This is a genomic window from Psychrobacter sp. JB193 (assembly GCF_002285555.1).
Taxonomy (GTDB): domain Bacteria; phylum Pseudomonadota; class Gammaproteobacteria; order Pseudomonadales; family Moraxellaceae; genus Psychrobacter; species Psychrobacter alimentarius.
In genome coordinates, this window is sequence record NZ_NRGY01000002.1 from 620,487 (window position 1) to 642,293 (window position 21,807).

Below are 21,807 nucleotides of genomic sequence, written 5' to 3' on the forward strand. Positions count from 1 at the left end.
TTGAAAGATAAGAGGGGTAAGTCATGGCGATATATGTGGACTTTGTCTGTATAGAATTTAGGGGCCATAAATGGTGTCATATGTTGGCCGATACCTTACAAGAATTGCATGAGTTTGCGGCATTGATTGACGTGGACAAGCGCCTGTTTCATCGTAACGCCAGCTATCCTCACTATGATGTGACGGTACAAATGCGAGAAACTGCAATCGAGTACGGCGCACAACCTGCCGATAGAAGAAAAATTATTGAATGTGCGAAGAAGCTAAAAATAGAATTACATAGTGATGTAACTTAATGGCATTTTAAGCCAAATGTGCTGCTAAATAATCCACGAGCAGCCTGATTTTTGGCGATAAGTGACGGTTGTGCGGATAAATGGCCCAAATACTTTCTTCAGGTTCTCTATAGCTGTCCAATATACTAACGAGCTCGCCTGATGCCAAATATTTTTGTACATAATAGTCAGGTAACTGGACAATACCTAGACTTTTTAATGCCGCATCAACCAAGCCATGACCGCTGTTATATTGCACGGTTCCTGTTACCTGTAGATTTTTTTCTTCGCCTTTTTGAACAAAATGCCAATAATCGCGTGTGCCTAATAGACAATTATGCTGACCAAGATCCTTTAACGTACGCGGCACACCGTATTGGCTAAGATAAGCTGGTGTTGCACAGACAAAGTTGGTGCGACGACTGAGTTTTTTTGCCATCATCATCGAATCGCTTAATTTGCCAATCCGAATGGCCAAATCATAACCACCCTCAACCAAGTCTATTTTTTGATTACTCAAAAAAGCAGTCACTTCGATATCAGGATACTGCACCATAAAATCATTGAGTAGCGGGACGATTTGTTGTTCGCCATAAGTCACAGGAGCCGTCAGTTTGATCCGACCTTGCGGCTTTGATTGCAAATTACTGACTGCTTGCTCGGCGGCGTCCAAGCCATCGAGCACACCGCGGCAATGCTGATAAAACACACGGCCTTCTTCTGAGAGAGATACTTTGCGCGTTGTGCGGTACAGGAGTTTAATGTTCAGGCGCTTCTCCAACGCACTGATCTGTCGACTGACTTGCGCTGTAGATATTCCAAGCTCTTTTGCCGCGCGCGTAAAGCTTTCGTACTCTGCCACATAAACGAATTCGCTAATACCATCCCAGCGCATGATTATTACCTGTGTGTAAAAGATATTTGCAAATATAGCATATTGTTATCGTTACAGAAAAAACTATAATGGTCTTTATCATGGCAAAGAGAACAAATCCATTGCCTCGCCGCTTGCCTACACTGGGTGAGCAAGATAAGCTAGCGGAATGATCATTTGAACATAAAATCGATACATTGATAGTTAAAAGCGATGATAGTCACAGGCGACTGGTATAAATGCTACTTGCTTGCTGCTAATCTAGAGGCGGCGCAACATTCATTCCAACCGCCCTTAAAGTGAATCGACTATTCCCCATAAAAACAACCCATTAAAAAGAGAATATGCATATGTCAGATAAATTTATCAAATCTAAAGCCGCCATTGCGTGGGGCCCGAATGAGCCACTGTCTATCGAAGAAGTGGATGTCATGCTACCCAAAAAGGGCGAAGTGTTGGTCAAAATCGTGGCAAGTGGCGTGTGCCATACGGATGCGTTCACCTTGTCTGGTGAAGATCCAGAAGGCGTTTTTCCAGCAATCCTAGGTCACGAAGGCGGCGGTATTGTTGAGCAAATCGGCGAAGGTGTGACCAGCGTGCAAGTTGGCGATCACGTAATTCCTCTGTACACAGCAGAGTGCGGCGTTTGTAAAATGTGCCGCTCAGGCAAAACCAATCTATGCTCTGCAGTGCGCGAAACCCAAGGTAAAGGCTTGATGCCAGACGGCACTACGCGCTTTTATAAAGATGGTGAGCCAATTTATCATTATATGGGCTGCTCAACTTTTTCTGAATATACCGTTTTACCAGAGATTTCTTTGGCCAAAGTTAACAAAGAAGCCCCGTTAGAAGAGGTTTGCTTGCTTGGTTGCGGTGTGACTACCGGCATGGGCGCGGTCATGAATACGGCCAAAGTCGAAGCGGGTGCAACGGTGGCTATCTTTGGTTTGGGCGGTATTGGATTGTCAGCCATCATTGGTGCTGAGATGGCAAAAGCCAGCCGTATAATTGCCATTGATATCAATGAAAGCAAGTTTGAGCTGGCCAAAAAATTGGGTGCAACCGACTGCATCAACCCAAAAGATTACGACAAGCCAATCCAAGAAGTCATTGTTGAATTAACCGATGGCGGTGTTGATTATTCATTTGAATGTATTGGCAACGTCGACGTCATGCGCTCAGCGCTTGAGTGCTGCCACAAAGGGTGGGGCGAGTCCGTCATCATCGGTGTGGCAGGTGCGGGGCAAGAAATCTCTACCCGTCCATTCCAGTTGGTTACCGGTCGCGTGTGGAGAGGTTCAGCATTTGGCGGTGTGAAAGGCCGTTCAGAATTACCAGGCTATGTTGAGCGTTATTTGGCAGGTGAAATCCCACTGCAAGATTTTATTACGCATACCATGCCATTAGAGGGCATCAATGACGCGTTTGACTTGATGCACAAAGGCGAGAGTATTCGTTCTGTGGTTCATTTTGCAGAGTAAAAGGTAGCCAACGTACAACGTACCAGAATCACAAAACAAAAATGCTACTCCAATAATAAGGGTAGCATTTTTTTTGAAAGATATTTTGAATGACTGTTTTTTAAAAGTTATAAAGTTGCTGGGCTAAGGTAAAGTTAATATAGCCAGTCCTATATAATATAGATACGTCGATTAGTACGCGCTACTAGAACAAATTTTCCTTGCTTGCTATGCCTTCGCAGACAGAGGCGGCGAAAATATATCGTTGGCAGTCCAGTATCATTGCTGTATCTTCTTTATTCAGGATTAATGATACCTAACTGACCAATATTAAATGAGCAGAGTCACCAGTTCCCAATTAGTTATTGAAACTCTTTACTACTGATTATTTGCTCTGCAAGGCTTAACAGGTCTGATGCCACAAAGTTAGGCTCTGGCACATTGGCTGCTGGTAGCATGGTGTTATGTGGTCTTGTAACAAAGGCGGATTGACAACCAGCTACTTGCGCACCAATGGTATCCCAAAGATGACAGGCGACCAGACACAAATCGGATATGTCCACTGCCAGTGTATCGGCGACCAATTGATAGGTTTCAGGTGCAGGCTTGAATTTACTGACCGCCTCAATACTAAAATGATGCTCAAAAAAATCGCTTAACCCTGCTTTTTCTAGTGGCGTGGGTGACGCGCTGCTCGGAGAGTTGGTTAAGGTCACCAATCGAAATCCAGCCTCACGCAAGCGAGTGAGGGCTGGTATAGCATCAGCATGGGCAGGCATATTGCCCATACGCTCTTTTAACTCATCAATATCGCTTTCTGTCAGTGTTATCTGATAAATATCGGCAATCATACTTAATGCGCCGACACCAATGTCACCAAAAGGTGTATAAAGACCAGACAACGTCATGGTTTGTGAATACAGCACGAGTTGGGCAAACCACTCTCTAAAAATAGCCTGATCATCAAAAAGACGAGTGAATAAAGGGGTTAGTGTAGTGATATCGAGCAGTGTCTCATTAACATCGAATACAAGGATGTTTGGACTGTGAGTCGAAGACATAAATAAGCCTTTTTATTTTAAACAATGGATTAGTCAGACATAGTGGCCAATTGCTCTAAAATACTTATGTAGTTATCGACGCCTTGGGCACCGCTAACCAGATGACGCTCATTAAAGATAATCGCTGGCACACTTTGAATACCTTGCTGTTGCCAATGCTGCTCTTCTGTACGAACTTCTTTTGCAAAAAACTGACCTTCCAACACCGCCAAGGCCTCACTACGATCAAGTCCTATCTCTGCTGCAATGTCAGCTAGCACGTTGATATCAGAGATATTTCTATTGTTGGTAAAATGCGCCTCAAACAGTGCTTGTTTTAACTTGTGCATACGTCCTTGCTGATCAGCGAAATGTAAAAGCTGATGCAGATTAAAGGTATTGTGCATACGCGTGTCGTCATTGAAATTAAACTCAAAACCCACCTCTCTTCCAGCTTCCGTCATTCTCTCACGGCTGGTATCAGACTCTTCTTTGGTAGAGCCATACTTTTCAATAATGTGCTCACGTAGGTTTTGTCCCTCGCTTGGCATACTCGAATTTAACTCAAATGGATGCCAGTGAATGCTATGAGCGGTGTTCGTTTGTTTTAGAGCTTCTGCCAGCTGGCGATAGCCAATGACGCACCAAGGACACACAACATCAGAGACGATGTCTATGCGTAAGGGTTTTTCTGATGGTTTCATAATGCCTCGCAGGATTTGTTTTTTATTTTAGATAGCTATCGTTTAATGCTTTAAATGATATAAAGTTTTAAGCCATGCTAGGAGAATGTTGAAGCGATTGCAATATAGGCTAAGTGACGACTTCAGTTACCTACTGTAATTTTGGTAACGAGCACCGCAACCGCAGTACAACGACAAGGTAAGTAGTCATCATTGCATTGACCTGCTAAGAGTCAGCGCGTTTTTGGTGATTAGATATCGTGAACTAAATGATGCACAGTAAGACGAAAAAAACGAAGATATTGGTATCTTAAGACGACTTTGGATTAAAAACTACACTCTAATGACTACAAAGTCAGAACAAAATAACTCGTCTGTTCAGTCATAATAAATTCATTAATACGGTTGTGAAAAGCGTTTATAGCCATTCTTTTATGTTTACCTGCCAGCGAGAAGCCAGCATGACTACCTTAACACTAACAATAAATAAGCGGGATTATCAATTCGATAATCTCGACACACGAACGACATTGCTCGATGTCTGTCGTCAACATTTACAAATTACTGGACCAAAAAAAGGCTGTGACCACGGTCAGTGTGGTGCCTGCACAATGCTCATCAATGGGCAGCGAGTCAATTCTTGCCTGACCCTTGCAGTAATGCATGAAGGTGATGAGATTACAACGATTGAAGGTATCGGTATGCCTGAATCGTTGTCAGCATTGCAGCAAGCCTTTGCTGATAATGATGCCTTTCAGTGCGGCTACTGCACACCAGGACAGATTTGTTCGGCAACGGCTTTGATAGAAGAGGTCAAGCAAAATTGGCCAAGCTATGTGACAGCCGACTTAAAAAATCCTGATGGGCTGCTCGTACAAGAGATTGCAGAGCGTATGAGTGGCAATATTTGTCGCTGTTCTGCCTACCCCAATATTATTAAAGCCATCTCGCAAGTGCTTGAAAGCCAAGTTTCAGAAAAGTCTACCACAGACGTTTCTACAACCAATGCAAAGAATGGATCACAGGTTACAGGTATTTGGTCCCCGCCACCAAGCCAGACTCAGCTTGGTAATGCCTCAAACCGTCAGCAAGCAGCCAACACACAAGGAGGGCGCTCATGAGACGCTTTGAATATAGCCGTGCAGATGCACCCGAGCAAGCTGCTATGTCAGCGAGTCCCAAAGATGCCTCTTTTATCGCGGGCGGCACCAACTTATTAGACTTAATGAAGCTTGAGATTGAAACGCCTACCAAACTTGTAGATGTAACACGCCTAACGTTAAAGCAAGTAGAAACCACAGACGAAGGTGGATTGCGCATCGGTACGCTGGTTACCAATAGTGATTTGGCAGGTCATCCTGACGTGATTGCCAATTATCCTGTATTGTCACGAGCTATTTTGGCCGGAGCTACAGGGCAATTGCGTAATAAGGCAACCACAGGCGGTAACTTCTTGCAGCGCACGCGTTGCTATTATTTTTATCAGACAGACAGCCCATGCAATAAGCGTGAACCCGGCACAGGTTGTCCAGCTATCAACGGCGAGAACCGTGCCCTTGCTATCTTAGGTACTAGCGACGCTTGTATCGCTCAGCACCCATCTGACATGGCAGTTGCTATGCGTCTGCTCGATGCAAAGATTGAGACGGTCAAGGCAGATGGCAGCACGCGTATTATTCCTGTTAGCGAGTTTTACTGTCTACCAAAAGACACACCGCATATTGAAAATGTCTTAGAGAGTGGCGAGCTTATCACGCATGTCGTACTACCAGCGCCTATCAAAGGTATGCATACTTATGACAAAGTACGTGACCGTGCCTCCTATGCATTTGCGCTAGTATCATGTGCTGCTGTCATAGAGGTTGGTGATGATGGTCATTTAACCACTGTACGTTTGGCCTTTGGTGGCATTGGTACCGAACCATGGCGCAACGAAGCTGTTGAAGCCTTGTTAGTAGATACAGATGGTAATGATGAGGTGATCAAGCAGGCCGCCGACTTGCTATTGCAAGGCGCAAAAGGCAATGGGCAAAACGATTTTAAAATATCACTGACACGTCGTTTATTAAAGCAAGTCATTCAGCGTGCGTTAGCTGGCGAAGGAGCATAATCATGTCATTATTAGACTCAGTACTTCCATCAGAACCTACTAAAAAAATGACGATGAATGAGCCGGTTGACTCTTCGTTTACTAATACAACAAATAACCTGGTGGGCAAAGCGATCAACCGTGTTGATGGCCCATTAAAAGTGAGCGGTCAAGCGCCTTATTCGGCAGAAATTTATCGTGACAATCAAGCTTATGGTGTTTTGGTAAGTGCCAAAATCGCTAAAGGGCACGTCGAAAGTATCGATAGCAGTGCTTTAGATGACATCCCAGGTATTATTAAAGTGGTCACCGACCCTAAGCATTTTTTGCGTAATCCACAGCAAGGGACAGCAACCAAAGCCCCCACTCAAGGCGCTAGCGAGATTTTTTATCATGGTCAGCCCATTGCCGTTGTGGTCGCTGAAACATTTGAAGCAGCAACAGAAGGCGCTCAAGCAGTTCGTGTAACTTACAAAGATGAGACTGAACAAGCAGCTTTGGATTTTGCTAAAGAGTTATCCAATGCTCATGAAGTAAATGAAAAAGAAGGGTCAGACAAGAATGCAGTGAACGGCGACCCAGAGCAAGGTTTGGCAGATTCGCCCGTGACCATTGAGCGTTTTTATCATACCCCCAACCAAACCAGTGCTGCGATGGAGCCGCACGCGACCTTGGCGTATTGGGAAGAGGATAAACTGATTCTTTATACGTCGAATCAGATGATTGCATCATGTAAGCAGCAAATCATGGATGCCCTAGATTTGAATAAAGATCAGGTACAAATGATTGCTCATTACGTTGGTGGCGGTTTTGGTAGCAAATTAGGCATTGCCCCTGAGTCGATCGCTGCTGCTATTGCCGCTAAAGAGTTGGACCGTCCAGTATTGGTTTGTATGACTCGTCCGCAAGTTATGGAGGCGACGGTCAAACGCTCAAACACTCGTCAGCGTATTGCCATTGGCTGTGATGAACAGGGGGTGATTAACACGTTGATTCATGACTCAATCAGTAGCAACTTACCTGATGAAGGGTTCTTTGAGCCTTCTGCTTTGTCGACCCATTATTTGTACCGCGGCGAAAACCGCCAAGTAAATTATCAACAAGTTGATATGAACCAATTGCTTTCAGGCTCTATGCGTGCGCCTGGTGAGGCCGTCGGAATGATTGCGCTTGAGTGTGCCATGGATGAGCTTGCTATGCAATTGGATATTGACCCAATTGAGCTACGCCGCCGTAATGAGCCTGAAAAAGACCCCAGTCAAGATATTCCGTTTTCGACGCGTCAACTGATTGCCTGTATGGAGCAAGGCGCTGAGAAATTTGGCTGGAGCGAGCGCAACACCAAACCGGCCAGTCAGTTGGAGGGTGATTGGTGGATAGGTACTGGTATGGCCGCATCCTCTCGCGGCAACTCGCTACAGCAATCAGAAGCGCGAGCAACGCTACAAGTAGATACGTCAAAAGAGCTTGGCGTTAAAGCTGTGATTGAAACAGACATGACGGATATTGGTACGGGTTCTTATACGGTGTTTTCGCAAGTGGCAGCCGATTTACTAGGCTTGCCCATCGACCATATTGAGATGAAATTGGGTGATAGCGAATTGCCACCAGCGTCTGGTTCGGGTGGTAGCTTCGGTGCAGCAAGTTCTGGTAGTAGTATTTATCTTGCCTGTGAGCAGCTACGTGACATGATAGCCGCAAAAGTTGGCCTTTATGCAGATACGATTCAGCTTGATAACGGGTATATCAAGCAAGTCGGTACGCATAATCCGAGCAAGACAGATACCGCGATTGAGACAGTCAAAGGACAAGCAGAAAGTCTCAAAGACAAAATATCTGAAAAGACAGGGTTTGCACTACCAAAGTCAGATACTAGCAAATACGATTTTGACGCCTCGAAATCTTATGCTTTAGCAGAAGTGATCGCTGACTATGATGAGCAAAAGCTGAGCGCAAAAGGTCAAATCAAACCGGGCAAAAATGGCAAAAGTCATCGCCAAGCTTCTTTTGGTGCCAACTTTGCAGAAGTTGCCGTACATAAGGTCACAGGTGAGATTCGGGTTAAGCGTATGACAGGAGCCTTCGCAGCAGGTCGTATCCTTAACCACAATACGGCCACGTCACAATGTTATGGCGGCATGGTGTTCGGTATTGGTTCAGCCTTGATGGAAGAGGTCATTCATGACAAGCGCGATGGTCGTTTGTGTAATCACGATCTCGCTGAGTATCACGTGCCAGTCAATGCGGATGTACCACAATTGGACGTCATCTTAGTAGAAGAAGATGATCCATATACCAACCCAATGCACATTAAAGGTATTGGTGAGACCGCCATTTCGGGTGCGGCTGCCGCGATTGCCAATGCTGTCTACAATGCAGTTGGCGTTAGGGTATATGAATTCCCGATTACGCTTGATAAATTACTTTACGAGATGCCAGAGTAATTTTTTATACGTTTAAACAAAAACCCGCTTTATTGGCGGGTTTTTATAACTTAAATATTGACTAAAATAGGTCAAAAAAGAGGCATTATGAATCAAATTGCTGACATTCTTAAGCTGGCAGGCGAGGCTCAGCAGCAAAATGTCGATGCTGTATTGGCAACGGTTGTCCACACCGAAGGATCGGCATATCGCCGTGCTGGTGCGATGATGCTGATCTGTGAGGATGGGCGTTCCGTTGGGATGATCAGTGGTGGTTGTTTGGAGCCACATATTATCAAACGGGCATTTTGGCTCACGCGTCATGGTGCCAACGTCCAAGTCTATCAAACAGGCGAAGACATTGAGTACACAGACAATGGAGAAGCAAAAGAAACAGAGCAAAGCGCTCACGTAGCGAACGATGAGTTTTTGGGCGATAACACATCTAATGATTGGGAAGATGACATCAACGAGCTGGATGAGATGAATTTTGGTCTAGGCTGTAATGGTCGGGTTCATGTGTTGTTCGAGCGTTTAGCAAGTGCAAAACCATTGTTAGAAACGATTACTCAAGTTCGCCGTACTCAAGAGCCTGTCATCATTGCTACTTTGATTCGCTCTGACAGTGGACAGCACATGCCTGATTTACAAATTGGTATGCGCATTGCTCTGAATGAAGCCAGTGAGTCAGGACAGTTAAGCGTTATTATGCCTGAGCAAGCGTCATCTCTCACGGAACCTACTGTGTCAAGCACACTTGCCAATATGATTGACGCATTAGCGGAATATGAGATATCTGATAAAAACACTGAGTACGTCGTTTTGAAAGATGAAGACGTATCAACAGAGTGGCTCATACAGCGATTGCAGCCACAAATCCGTTTGCTCGTTTGCGGAGCAGGTAACGATGTGATGCCACTGGTCACGATGGCAAAACTGCAAGATTGGCATGTGACGGTTGTAGATAGCCGTGCGCAATATGCGACGCGTGCGCGATTTTCTCAGGCAGATGTTGTGATGCATTTGCCATTAGAGGAGACGGAGAAACTGCTTGAATTGAGTCGTAATGCTGCCGTTGCTTTGATGTCGCACAGCCTGAGTCAAGACCGTGCGCGTTTGGATGTGTTGTTAGAGCATCCCGAGCAGTATCAATATTTAGGGCAATTGGGTCCGAGCTATCGTACTGAGCGTCTGATTAACGAGATTAGCGCCACTAAGGCTGATCCTCAAACTTTGGTCAATGGTATTCGTAAGATACATTATCCTATCGGTTATAAATTAGGCGGTGATGGACCTGAAGCGTTGGCGCTTGGGATTTTGGCACAGATCAATGCAGTGATGCATGAGCAATCGCCACCTGCCGAATTTTCAAAATCTGAAATTGCTTCTTCTGCGTTTGCAAATGCTTGATCATTCACTGACATCCAATCATGCCGTTATTATATTGGCAAGCGGGCTTAGTCAGCGTTTAGGTCAAGTAAAGCAACTGCTGAGTAAAGAGGGCGAAGCGCTTATCCGTGTTATGCTCAAACTGGCAGTGACTACGCAGCCGCAAGCCATTATCTTGATTATACCTGATCATCATCAAGCGATAACGGATGCTGTTACTGACTTGGCTACACAATATCCTATTATTCGAATGGTTGTAAATCCACAGCCCGAAACGGGAATGGCACACAGTTTGTATTTGGGCATTGAGGCATTAGGTGACGCAAACGTGCCGGTTGAGCGAGTATTAATCATGGGTATCGATCAGATACGACTTGATAAATTACATCTGGCGGCACTGCTGGCTGGTAAACAGCCTGTGGTGGCGAGCGGGTATTCTAGCTGGGCGCATACGGACAAAAGGTACTTAGATGATGATGCTTTAGTCAATTCATCAGCAAAAACTATCGCTGGATTGCCATTAGTTATTGATGAGGGTCTGCTTAAACAATGGCAATCATCATTGACGGGTGACAAAGGGCTGCGCCACTTCATCAGAAGGCTGCTACCAAGTCAGATAAGTACAGTGACCAATGTCCAGCTCAGCTATGATATCGATACGCCCGAGCAGCTGGCTTATGCCCAGCAAAAAGGCTGGCTTGACTGAATCAAAATAGTATCAATCTTAAGAGACAAACATGTCCCATATGATAGAAACAGACCGTTTATGCCTTAGACAGTGGCAAGCAAGTGATTTTGCAATATTTGCGGAAATAAATGCCGATCCTGAGGTGATGAAATACTTTCCCAAGTTGTTATCAAGCACGGTGAGCGATACGATTGCCAAAAAATGCCAGCAACTGATTGAAGACAAAGGCTGGGGGTTGTGGGCGGTCGGTTTAAAAAATGGTGTAGAAAAACAGGATGCTTTTATCGGCTTTGTCGGTTTAAACGAGACACATGCAGATATGTCGTTTGCGCCTGCTGTCGAAATCGCTTGGCGACTTCACAAAGATTACTGGGGACAAGGCTATGCGACCGAAGCTGCGCGTGCAGCGTTAGGTTTTGCTTTTACTGAGCTGGTACTTGATGAGGTTGTCTCGTTTACCGCGGTCATTAATAAACGCTCGCAACTCATTATGCAACGCATTGGTATGACAAAGATGCAGGACAATTTTTATCATCCTGCGCTGGCTGTGAATCATCGACTTGCCGAGCATGTACTGTACAAGATAACTCGGCAACAATGGCAAAGCACAGTCAGCTCTTGATTCTGTTTGCTGACAGCTTGTACGCTATTTAACCTGCATTACCCCGAGAAAATGTCAAAATATGCCCCTTAAATGGCATCTCAAGATAAGTTGTATTTTCTGGGCGGACGTGACGATTGCTAAAACCAAACTCGGTCATTTTATGAGTCAGTTTGTTTTTACGGCCACGACCAGGGTCAACAACGATGACTTCACACTTTGGCAGCGCATGACGCTCGATAAATTCGGCCAAAATATCGATATGTTGGTCTTCATACAGTAGATCGCTACCGATAATGATATCGAATTTCCCAAGATGACTATTGTCCTCTGCCCAATCTAAGCGCTCAAAATTGATTTCTTTATTATTATTCAGCGTGGTGTTGCGATCGAGGAAATATTCTACCGTTGGATGATAGTCAGTCGCTGTGATATCGGCATGTCGGTGATTGAGCAGCAAGCTGGATAACGCCATGCCGCAGCCTACCTCCAATATTCTTTTGCCCGCAATGTCATAATTGAGCATATGATTGGCAAGTACCAAACTAGATGGCCATATCACCCCAAACATCGGCCAAGAGGCAGAGCAGATACCTAAGTTTAACGCCTCATCATCAGGATCGCTAAATTGTTGATTGTCACGTAACGTACAAATGTGAATGTCGGTGTTGCCAATTTCAATCGTTTGATAACGCACGCGCACAGTGGTCAGCGAAGTCATAAACTGTCCTAAAAAATAAGCAAGAATGCAAGGTTTGGCAAAGGTTGCCACTTTCGATGAGGGTAGTCGGTAAGGATATGATTTGAATATTTGAAATTTTTATTAGAAGGAAAAAATAGGTTTAATAGTGGGTACAGTATGACTTAACCTTTGCTAAGCTTTTGTTAATTTTCAGCGTATTCTTATTACTAAGCAAATTACTTTACTAAGCAAGTTACTACGCAGAGATTGATTATCACAGAAGAGCGAGTAACTCTTGGTACCCATCAAAAGACAGCTGATATGTTGAGAGTTAGTTAATAAACCTTAGGCCAGATGTCTTTAGTGCCCATACCAATTCTACAAAAGCACGACTATTGGTTAAAGGTTCGCCATCGATGATAAGTACGTAGCCTGCACCATCAATCCATAAAAACACAAAGCTGGTTTCAGGAATGAGTAAATCGACTTGCTGAAAAAACGAGATGGCTTGGCTTTCTACTGCCCATCCGCGCTGCTTTTGCCGGAGCATAAAGCCTGAAAAATCAGCGGCTGCCACACTTAGCATGTCCGCTTCTTCTTGACTATAACCAATGCGTGCCAAACAAAATCCTTCGTCAGAGCCAATGGCGGCACGACGTTTACCTGATAAGCTGGCAACCACATAAGGCAAAAATTGATCCAGTGGCAGATTGGGAGCAGGTAAGAGAAGGGATAGTTTTTCAATCAAACCTTGTTCTATAAAGCGCTGTAACCACGTATCTGAATAGCGCGCAAGCCAATCTGCGGCAAGCAAGGTCTGGGGAGAAGACAGCAGGTTTTGTAATGACAGCTGCTCATCAGTGGGTTCACTTTGTGAAAATGCCTCAAAAATACCCGCTGGTGTCAGAGTTAGATAGGTTTTATCAGCATTTAAATAAGAAGACATAGTGGCTACCATTGGGATAAAAGTGTGAGATAACAAATGAATTAGGGGTGAACGGTTTGATCAAGATGCTGCTGACAGTGGTTCCAGCGCTCATCAAATTGCCAGTCGCTTTTTCCCAAACGAAACCAAACCAAAGAGAAAGCAAGGCGGTCATGGCGCGCGATACAATGAGCAAAAAATTCATTTTCGATTTGTTCTATCGTGCCCCAGTCTTTGCTATCCCGCGCTTGCATCAGCTCGCTTGTGATGTCTTTGGATATCTCTTTGGCATCGTCGCTACTGATACGTAATCGCTGTTTTTGGTCATTGAGTGAAGGCGAGACCAAAACACTCCAGCGGGTCGCTAGCATGCTGTTGCGTTGAATATATCTTTTTTTATCAATACAATCTCGAAACCCTTGCTGTACATACGGATACAAACGATCCTTGATACGCGTAAAAAGATTATTTACATCATAGGGAATGTCATACCAGCAACCATAAAAAAAGTCAGCAACCGCCCCTTGTAGTGGTTCTTTTTCAGTCAGGAGTAGAGCAGTATTAATACGTTGTTCATGAAAATGACGGTTGTTGGGTGCCAAAAATACTTTACGCGAGTACAAACGAAATACTCGGTGTATTTCCTTCTCATTTTCTTTGATCAGATCGACATCAGACATAATTAATAGCATCCTCTCAATCATAGCCACTGTGACCGCTTTGGCTGGTATGAGTACAATAGACTATGATTCAACGTAGAAAAAACTTATCAATGAATGGCTAGTCGAGCAAGGTTTGCATCAAGTCGATCATAAATTCGCCATCTTCTTCACTCATGGCCTCAAACCCTTCAGGCATACCAAGCTCAGCCAGGGCCTCTTTGCCATCATCATCGTTATGCAAATTGAGAATGGCCTCGATAAAAATCTGTGTATCAGGAAACCCTTCTTTGATGAGCAGCACATGGCTAATATCAGCCAGATCGCTTTCGATAAGGACGGACAATTGGGTTTTGGTTAAGCGTGAAAAGCTATGAAAAATCTCTGCCAAGAAAAAAGCGGCTTGTGACTCTCCTTTGATAACCTTACGCGCGGCTGCTTGGTAGGTTTCGGTGATGTCCCAACTCAGATCAGCTTCTTCAAGATCCACCGCTTCTAATAATCGTAAGCCGATCAATTTGACATCGCGGTTGTCTGCCATGGCGATAGTCGCGCCCGCCTGAATGTCTTCTAAGCGACTGATATCGCTATTTGCAGCCGACGCAATGATCATTTCATCAGACTTGCCGATGGGACGAGCGACGGCGCGATATCCTTTTTCACGGATCAAAGTGGCTGCGTCAAAAGGATTGGCATAAATGATTTGAATGTCACCTGCATCGATGATCTGTGTTTGCTCAGCATGTGACGCTGGTATGTTCAGATGCATATTGAGATTGGCACGTTTTTGTATCAAGGTGTTGAACATGTGCCAGCCTGCAAAACGTTCAGGCGAGAAATCAGGGGCGATTAACATATTGTGTGTCGTCATGATTTAGCCTTCCTCATTTTGTTTCATTTGGGCATACTGAGTCATCGCCGCATCAATTTTGCTGCGTGATGGCTTGCGGCGTACTGAGGTGTAGCCGACGGTTTCACCGCGACGAATGTTTGGCACGACCGTCGCATAGACCCAATAATGGCTGCCATCTTTGCATAAATTTTTGACATAGCCATGCCATTTTTGTCCAGAAGCAGCGGTCTGCCATAGGTCTGTATACGCCGCTTTTGGCATGTCAGGATGACGCAAAATGTAGTGCTGCTGGCCGATTAATTCATCGATATCGTAGCCACTAATCTCAACAAAGGCATCGTTGACGTGCGTGATAACACCGTTTAAATCCGTGCGCGATACAATCAGCTTGCCATCAGGATAGGCACGTTCGACGCCAGTATCATAGACCGTGCGCGAGTGGCCATCATAGTAGGTCAAGGTAACCTGCTCGGCAGGCACATCAGGCTTGTGTGCATCAGGGATGGGAGCGCCCATAGTATATCCTTCAGTTATCGTTATGTTCATCATGATTAAAAAAGCAATCTGCTGGGGTGTTTATCGATAAAAACCTAAAAACACTTATCAGATAAGTTTTGCAAGGGCTTCTGAGGCGCGTTTGATGTCTAAAAAAATCAAACCGAGCTTCGCATTTGGTTTTGCCATGATGGTGAGTACCGCTTCTTCTCCCGATGACGTCATAATCACGTAACCCTTTTCCCCTTGAATCATAATACGGTCGATACTACCGCGCGCCAACTCGCGACCAGCGCGATCACCCAATGACAATAAAGCCGCTGACATCGCGCCAACGCGGTCTTCGTCAATGCCAGTTGGCAGTGCTGAGGCGATCATAAGACCATCGTTAGAAATTAGGGCAGATGCTTCAACATCCGCTGATGAGCTGTTTAAATCTTCCAAAATTTGCTGGAACGAATCTGTACGCATATCGCTTTCTCTGTACTGGTTGTCGGTTTGTATTTATAAAATAATAGCGTTAGCCAAAAATACCCTCATTATTAATAGGGTATTGTAATTCCTTACTAATAATATTGATATAGTAATTTTCAATTTAATTGAAAAATTTCGATATTTTTTACCGTTTATCTTTTATTCATTACCTTTGAGTATATTATTTATAAGAGAAAGCTGAGAGAAAATAAGGAGTTATATGAGTAGGGTGTAGATCACTGTAGGACTTGTATTCGCTCTCCTTACCACCTAATTTTAGCAATATAGTTAGTTCAGAATACAATCGATGCGTGATGCGTTATGGGGCTAAATACGGTATTGGCTTTAAAGTAAATTCACTGTGGCCTAGCAAAAATGTACGGTTTTGTGTAAATAAAAAGCCCCAATCATTTAGTGACTGGGACTTTTTGAATGACTATGGTCAGTCCAATATAAAATACATACAGTGCTACCAACGTCATATTTTCTCGCTTGCTAAACCTTCGCAGACAGAGGCTACAAAAATATATCGTTAGCAGTCCATTATCATTGTTGTACCTTTTTTATTTAGGACTCGATATATGCATAAAACGCTATTGATCATACTTTTTTGCGCCATTGACCTTGAGACATTATGCCTGCAATAGGATTGAGTCCTATTTGATATGCCAGATCGGCAGGGCGGGTAATGTCCCATAGCACCAAATCGGCATCGCAGCCAACTTCTATCCGACCTTTTTGAGTTAACCCTAAGGCTTGTGCCGCATGAATGGTTGCACCTGCCAATACTTCTTCAGGGGTGAGGTAAAACAAGGTGCAGCCCATGTTCATTGCTAATAACAGCGAGGTCAATGGTGACGTACCAGGATTGCAATCGGTTGAAATAGCCATCGGTACGTTGTGTTTTCGCAGGGCATCAATCGGTGGCAGCTTAGTGTCGCGCAAGGTATAAAATGCGCCGGGTAACAGCACCGCCACCGTATTGCTGGCCGCCATTTTTTTGATATCGTTCTCCGACAGGTGTTCTAAGTGGTCACTGGATAATCCCTGATACTCCGCAACCAACGCGCTACCGCCTATGTCTGAGAGCTGCTCAGCATGCAGTTTAACTGGCAAATCTAACGAGCGCGCGACTTCAAAAACGCGTCTGATTTGTTCGCTACTGAACGCAATATTTTCACAAAACCCATCAACCGCATCAACCAATCCTTCTGCATGCAAGATTGGCAGCCACGTGCAGACTTGTTCGATATAGTCGTCCGCACGGGCTTTGTACTCAGGCGGTAAGGCATGGGCAGCCAGATAAGTCGTACTTACATGAATGTTGTGTTTTTTACCAAGCTGGCGCGCAACGGTGAGCATTTTGCGTTCAGTGTCCAAATCCAAGCCATAGCCAGATTTGATTTCGATACTGGTCACACCTTCTTTGATGAGTGCAAGCAGGCGTTTTTCACTTTGGATAAATAACGCTTCAATACTAGCCGCGCGGGTGGCGCTGACGGTTGCGACAATACCGCCACCTTGAGCGGCGATGTCTTGATAACTGGCACCGTGCAAACGGGCTTCAAACTCATTACTGCGGTTGCCGCCGTAAACGATGTGAGTGTGACAGTCGATCAATCCAGGGGTTAGCCAATGACCATCTGCGTCTGTGACTTGGTTCTCTTGATAATGAAGCAGATGAGTAGCGATTTGCTCATGAGCCCCAACCCATGCAATCTTGCCGTCTTTAATACCGATGGCGGCGTTCTCTAACTGACCGTATGGGGTACTATCAGCATGCTCATTGGTATCGATACCAAAACCATACTGTGCTGAAAACGTGGCAATATTGGCATTGATAATAAGGTGATCAAACGAGGTTATAGTGTCATCACTGAGTTGCTGTGTGTGTGAGTTGGGCATAATAAGCTCCTGCTTCATACTGATCGTCAGGTGAAATACGAAAATACTGAGCGGGACTGGAGTAAATTTTGATCGCTTTTGTTTGCGAAGGCACAGCAAACAAGAAAAACTTGTACCAGTCCTGCATTCTAATGTCGCATATCAATGTTATTGAGTATCGACTATAACGTGAGCAGATGTTGCTCGCTAATGGTCGCCAGCAGTCGAGCAGCGACCTTACAACTGCGATTATCGACATCAAACGTAGGATTGATTTCAGCAAGGTCTGCTACTTTTACTTTGCCCGACGCCATGATACGTTTGACAGCGCGCTCAACAAAGCTGAGCTCAATGCCATAAGCGGCTGGTGCACTGACGCCAGGGACAACGCTTGATGGTAGGCAGTCCATATCAATAGTCATATAGAGTACATCGACTTTACTGATAAACGTATCAATTTGCTCGGCGAGGCTATCCCATGTCTGCTGATGACAGTCTTCATCACTAATAATATGTACGCCTAATTGTTCGGCACGATCAAAGAGGGCAGCTGTGTTCGAAAATCGGCTGACACCAATGCAGCAATAATGAAACGGCTGCTCGTGAGCGTCAAGATGCTCGGAAATTTGGCGAAACGGTGTGCCAGAAGTCGCCACATCAGACTGACGAATATCAAGGTGCGCATCAAAGTTGATAATCCCAATAGTCGGCGCTGTGTGTGTGCTGACAGTCGTACCGTTTGTCTTTTCTAACGCTTGCCACAATCCCAAAAAACTGCCATAAGCAATGGCATGGCCACCGCCAAGTCCGATGGGTAGGCCGCCTTGTTCAATAATGTGGCTGACCTTATCGGCATATTTGATCTGAGCTTGCTCAAGTGTACTCTCGGCAAGGCCATCGTTGTCATGACAATGAATATCGCCAGCATCACCAAGTAATGAGTGCAGTTGACTCTCAAAACGTTGTTGCAGTTCAGAAATAACTGGCAGCGCAGCAAATGCCTGACGAATCAAAGGCGGCGCTGCTTTGGCACCCACACGCCCCTGATTGCGTCTAACGCCCTGATCACAGGCAAAGCCAATCACCCCAATGTGTTGCTGCTCATAAGGTTCAGCAAGCTGATACCAATAGCGGGCGCGGTCGGTCTCAAATGGCTCTGCGCGCCCTGTCCATCGGTTCATATCGGCGACAGTGTGGCTAACTGCTGCTATGGTCATCAAAGACCTCCTTTTTCTAACATAAACTTGACGACTTTTTATTTTGATTCGTACCAATCGCTGCGCAGTTCTTGCCAATGCTCAGCAAGCGTACCGTCTAAAACCAGCTGTTTTGCCGCTTCAATATCAGGCGCAAGGTAGCGGTCTTTATCATAAAAGGTAACTTGTTCGCGTAGCTTTTTATGTGCTACTGCTAAAGGCTCTGACGTCTCAAGCCCACGATGGAAGTCGATACCTTGACCTGCTGCTAGTAGCTCAATACCGATGATGGTGGCCGTGTTTTGTGCCATCTCATATAGGCGGCGTGCGCAATAGGTTGCCATCGAGACATGGTCTTCTTGATTGGCAGACGTTGGGATACTATCCACACTGCCTGGATGAGCGATAGATTTATTCTCTGAGGCAAGCGCTGCTGCGGTGACGTGAGCAATCATAAAGCCTGAATTCACCCCAGCGTTATCAACCAAGAATGGTGGTAAGCCACCCGATAAAGTTGCATCAATTAGCAACGCAACTCGGCGCTCAGACATAGAACCAATCTCGGCGATTGCCAAAGCTAAAATATCAGCGGCAAAGGCAACGGGTTCAGCATGGAAGTTACCGCCTGATATAGCGACCGGACCATCTTCGTTATTAAAAATAAGCGGATTGTCTGTTACCGCATTTGATTCGATGAGCAAGGTTTTGCCTGCTTGATTGATGATGTCAAGACAAGCACCCATGACCTGAGGCTGACAGCGTAAGCAATAAGGATCTTGTACTCGATCGTCTTGTTCACCATCATGCGAGGCACGAATAGCACTGCCTTTGATAAGCTCGCGGTGTGCTTTGGCGATTTCAATTTGACCATGATGACCACGTACGTCATGAATACGAGCATCAAACGGCGCATCCGAGCCTTTTGCCGCATCGATAGACAGTGAGCCGACGATGGTTGCTGTCTCAAGCAAATCACGCGCTAAGAAATAGCCACGTAGTGCCAGCGCCGTTGATACTTGCGTACCATTAATAAGGGCAAGACCTTCTTTGGCAGCTAGTGTGATTGGCTCAAGTCCATGCTGAGCTAATGCATCAGCGGCAAGAATCTTTTTGCCATCGACATAGACGTGACCTTCGCCCATCATCGCAAGTGTCATGTGTGACAAGGGAGCCAAGTCACCAGACGCGCCAACGGAACCTTTGGCTGGGATATTGGGTGTAATCTGATTGTTGATTAAGCCAAGTAAGCTATCAACCACCTCACGACGTACGCCAGACACCCCTTGTGCTAGGCTAGCAACTTTCATTACCATGATGAGACGAACCACGTTGTCTGGCAACGCGTCACCTGTACCCACTGAGTGAGAGACAATCAAGTTACGCTGAAGCAGCTCAAGTTGATCGTCACTGATACGTGTCTTCGCTAGTAGACCAAAACCCGTGTTGATCCCATAAGCGCTTTTGTCGCGGGCAATGATGGTACGTACATCTTCGTGTGACGCATCTATCGCCTCATAAGCGCTGTCAGGCAAGGTCAGAACGACTGGATGATCGTAGATATCGCGTAGCATCTCAAAGCTAAGCTGGCGAGGGTGTAGGGTTAGTTGTTTGATAGCAGTCATGAGGATAATCCTAATTTTATAAGGGATATTAATAATATTTTTTATTGATACAAGGTTTATAGCAAATACAATTTAGATAGAAGATAAGTGTTACTGGGATAAATTTTGCAAAGCTTCTGGCTTGTTTTAACCAATCCAGTTCATATACATGGCCAGCTGTCCAAAGGCGGCAGCCAACAAGATGCTCAGAACCACACGTTCAAACCAAATGATAACCATCTTGCCCACAGAGAGGGGAATCTCGGTCGCCAGTACACACGGAATCATAGCGGAAAAAAACAGCACACTACTAATGGAGATAACGCCAGCCACATAACGTGTCAACATATCAGCTTCACTCAGCAGTAGAGCAGGCAAGAACATTTCAGCCAATCCCGCTGACATACCTTTGGCCGCCACAAGTGGTTCTGGCAATCCGCCTAACCACGTAAATGGATAGAGCAGCAATCCTAAGGCGTCAAACACTGGCGTATACTTTGCCAACAGCAGACCCGTCAGGCCGACCGCGATAATAGAAGGCACAATGGCTGCTGCCATGATCAATCCATCACGAAAGTTGGACCATAAAATATGCTTGAGGTCGGTGGCGCGACGAGACGTGGATAGACCCAAATCAAACGCTGCTGCTAAACGTTTGCCCCGTTCGTGATTGAGGTCTGGACGATCAACTTTGTCATCAAAGAGGCTGATGGGTGGAATACGAGCGGTAATGGCAGTGACGATAAAGGTAATCACCAGCGTTGACCAAAAAAACAGATTCCAAAATTCCATCAGACCAAGTGTTTTTCCCACAATCACCATAAATGCGGCCGATACCGTAGAAAAGCCTGTCGCGATAATAATGGCTTCACGCGCGGAATACTGTTTTTGTAGATATACTCGATTGGTGATCAGTAGACCAATCGAGTAGCTACCCACAAAAGAAGCCACCGCATCGATGGCAGATGCGCCAGGCGTTTTCCAGATAGGTTTCATAATAGGTTGCATCAATACACCCACCATCTCAAGCAAACCAAAACCGACCAAGAATGCCAAAATTAAGGCGCCAAGCGGCACAATCATACCGACAGGTAAGGCCAGTTTTTCAAATAAAAACGGCAACATATCCGCTTCCATCATAAAGGCAGGCGCTGTACCTGTGATGTACATTACTGCCAAAATAAGACCTAAAATCTTAAATACAGTTAAAATTTTATGCGTGATATTTTTACGCCATGAGCCATCTATAAAAGGCTTGCTAACCCCAAAAATCATCAATAAAAACAGCAAAGTGACAGATAAGGTGTGCTGCTGATTGACAAGATAGGTCGCGCCATGATCGAACAAGATCGTGCTTTTTTCGCCGATGGTAAAAGGCACAAAAAACATTACAAGTCCAATGGTACTAAATACAATAAGCTGTATCAGTGCTAAAGACTTGGATAACAGTTTTTCAGGTGGAGGCGTTGTCCCATCATTGAGGTGGGCAGCCGTATTTTGTTCAATCATGTTATCC

21 protein-coding genes are annotated in these 21,807 nt (G+C 45.2%); 8 read left to right on the forward strand and 13 right to left on the reverse strand.

Annotated elements, in window-relative coordinates; all coding sequences use genetic code 11:
- The first annotated feature begins 23 nt into the window (after positions 1-23).
- Positions 24-296 carry a DUF4031 domain-containing protein gene (locus CIK80_RS10430; protein ID WP_095569931.1) on the forward strand — a complete coding sequence of 91 codons (273 nt, stop codon included), beginning with the start codon at positions 24-26 and terminating at the stop codon, positions 294-296.
- A 7-nt stretch (positions 297-303) separates the two neighbouring features.
- On the opposite strand, the gene CIK80_RS10435 is transcribed toward CIK80_RS10430, so the two are convergent.
- Positions 304-1,170, reverse strand: a complete 867-nt coding sequence (locus tag CIK80_RS10435) for a LysR family transcriptional regulator (RefSeq protein ID WP_095569932.1) — start codon at positions 1,168-1,170, stop codon at positions 304-306.
- Positions 1,171-1,499: 329 nt separating this feature from the next.
- Between CIK80_RS10435 and CIK80_RS10440 the strand changes: the two genes are divergently transcribed.
- Positions 1,500-2,630: an S-(hydroxymethyl)glutathione dehydrogenase/class III alcohol dehydrogenase gene (locus tag CIK80_RS10440; RefSeq protein ID WP_095569933.1), complete on the forward strand. Its 1,131-nt coding sequence runs from the start codon at positions 1,500-1,502 to the stop codon at positions 2,628-2,630.
- 341 nt (positions 2,631-2,971) lie between these two features.
- Here CIK80_RS10440 and CIK80_RS10445 read toward each other — a convergent pair whose 3' ends face one another.
- Together CIK80_RS10445 and CIK80_RS10450 are read right to left on the reverse strand one after the other, a co-directional pair.
- A complete protein-coding gene (locus tag CIK80_RS10445) occupies positions 2,972-3,670 on the reverse strand; it encodes a haloacid dehalogenase type II (RefSeq protein ID WP_095569934.1) in 699 nt (232 codons plus the stop codon).
- Positions 3,671-3,699: 29 nt separating this feature from the next.
- Entirely contained in the window at positions 3,700-4,353 is a 654-nt protein-coding gene (locus CIK80_RS10450; protein WP_095569935.1) for a DsbA family oxidoreductase, read from the reverse strand.
- Positions 4,354-4,793: 440 nt separating this feature from the next.
- On the opposite strand from CIK80_RS10450, the gene CIK80_RS10455 reads away from it, so the two are divergent.
- From CIK80_RS10455 to CIK80_RS10480, 6 genes are all read left to right on the forward strand, one after another.
- Positions 4,794-5,453 (forward strand): 2Fe-2S iron-sulfur cluster-binding protein, encoded by a 660-nt coding sequence (locus tag CIK80_RS10455; protein ID WP_095569936.1) that lies wholly within the window; start codon positions 4,794-4,796, stop codon positions 5,451-5,453.
- On the forward strand, positions 5,450-6,442 hold the full coding sequence (locus CIK80_RS10460) for a xanthine dehydrogenase family protein subunit M (RefSeq protein WP_095569937.1): 993 nt from the start codon (positions 5,450-5,452) through the stop codon (positions 6,440-6,442). Before CIK80_RS10455 ends, CIK80_RS10460 begins: the two co-directional genes overlap by 4 nt.
- Positions 6,443-6,444: 2 nt before the next feature.
- A complete protein-coding gene (locus tag CIK80_RS10465) occupies positions 6,445-8,865 on the forward strand; it encodes a xanthine dehydrogenase family protein molybdopterin-binding subunit (RefSeq protein WP_095569938.1) in 2,421 nt (806 codons plus the stop codon).
- A gap of 87 nt (positions 8,866-8,952) precedes the next feature.
- Positions 8,953-10,254: an XdhC/CoxI family protein gene (locus CIK80_RS10470; protein ID WP_095569939.1), complete on the forward strand. Its 1,302-nt coding sequence runs from the start codon at positions 8,953-8,955 to the stop codon at positions 10,252-10,254.
- On the forward strand, positions 10,247-10,939 hold the full coding sequence (locus CIK80_RS10475; protein WP_095569940.1) for a nucleotidyltransferase family protein: 693 nt from the start codon (positions 10,247-10,249) through the stop codon (positions 10,937-10,939). The genes CIK80_RS10470 and CIK80_RS10475 overlap by 8 nt, the downstream gene beginning before the upstream one ends.
- A 40-nt stretch (positions 10,940-10,979) precedes the next feature.
- Positions 10,980-11,543 carry a GNAT family N-acetyltransferase gene (locus CIK80_RS10480; protein ID WP_179288395.1) on the forward strand — a complete coding sequence of 188 codons (564 nt, stop codon included), beginning with the start codon at positions 10,980-10,982 and terminating at the stop codon, positions 11,541-11,543.
- Between the two features lie 28 nt (positions 11,544-11,571).
- On the opposite strand, the gene CIK80_RS10485 is transcribed toward CIK80_RS10480, so the two are convergent.
- The 10 genes from CIK80_RS10485 to CIK80_RS10530 form a co-directional block, all read right to left on the reverse strand.
- Positions 11,572-12,243 (reverse strand): methyltransferase domain-containing protein, encoded by a 672-nt coding sequence (locus CIK80_RS10485; RefSeq protein WP_095569942.1) that lies wholly within the window; start codon positions 12,241-12,243, stop codon positions 11,572-11,574.
- Between the two features lie 292 nt (positions 12,244-12,535).
- Positions 12,536-13,150, reverse strand: a complete 615-nt coding sequence (locus tag CIK80_RS10490) for a hypothetical protein (protein WP_062845264.1) — start codon at positions 13,148-13,150, stop codon at positions 12,536-12,538.
- A gap of 41 nt (positions 13,151-13,191) precedes the next feature.
- The gene (locus CIK80_RS10495) at positions 13,192-13,809 is read right to left on the reverse strand and encodes a hypothetical protein (RefSeq protein WP_095569943.1); all 618 of its coding nucleotides are present in this window, start codon (positions 13,807-13,809) and stop codon (positions 13,192-13,194) included.
- Between the two features lie 100 nt (positions 13,810-13,909).
- Positions 13,910-14,659, reverse strand: a complete 750-nt coding sequence (locus CIK80_RS10500) for a PhnD/SsuA/transferrin family substrate-binding protein (RefSeq protein ID WP_095569944.1) — start codon at positions 14,657-14,659, stop codon at positions 13,910-13,912.
- 3 nt (positions 14,660-14,662) lie between these two features.
- Positions 14,663-15,157, reverse strand: a complete 495-nt coding sequence (locus CIK80_RS10505; protein WP_095569945.1) for a PAS domain-containing protein — start codon at positions 15,155-15,157, stop codon at positions 14,663-14,665.
- An 87-nt stretch (positions 15,158-15,244) separates the two neighbouring features.
- The gene (locus tag CIK80_RS10510; protein ID WP_062845260.1) at positions 15,245-15,607 is read right to left on the reverse strand and encodes a roadblock/LC7 domain-containing protein; all 363 of its coding nucleotides are present in this window, start codon (positions 15,605-15,607) and stop codon (positions 15,245-15,247) included.
- A gap of 603 nt (positions 15,608-16,210) precedes the next feature.
- Positions 16,211-17,515 carry an imidazolonepropionase gene (hutI, locus tag CIK80_RS10515; RefSeq protein WP_179288367.1) on the reverse strand — a complete coding sequence of 435 codons (1,305 nt, stop codon included), beginning with the start codon at positions 17,513-17,515 and terminating at the stop codon, positions 16,211-16,213.
- A 161-nt stretch (positions 17,516-17,676) separates the two neighbouring features.
- On the reverse strand, positions 17,677-18,711 hold the full coding sequence (hutG, locus tag CIK80_RS10520) for a formimidoylglutamase (protein WP_095569947.1): 1,035 nt from the start codon (positions 18,709-18,711) through the stop codon (positions 17,677-17,679).
- Between the two features lie 38 nt (positions 18,712-18,749).
- Entirely contained in the window at positions 18,750-20,312 is a 1,563-nt protein-coding gene (gene hutH, locus CIK80_RS10525) for a histidine ammonia-lyase (RefSeq protein WP_095569948.1), read from the reverse strand.
- A 126-nt stretch (positions 20,313-20,438) separates the two neighbouring features.
- Positions 20,439-21,800 carry a YjiH family protein gene (locus CIK80_RS10530; protein WP_095569949.1) on the reverse strand — a complete coding sequence of 454 codons (1,362 nt, stop codon included), beginning with the start codon at positions 21,798-21,800 and terminating at the stop codon, positions 20,439-20,441.
- Positions 21,801-21,807: the final 7 nt, after the last annotated feature.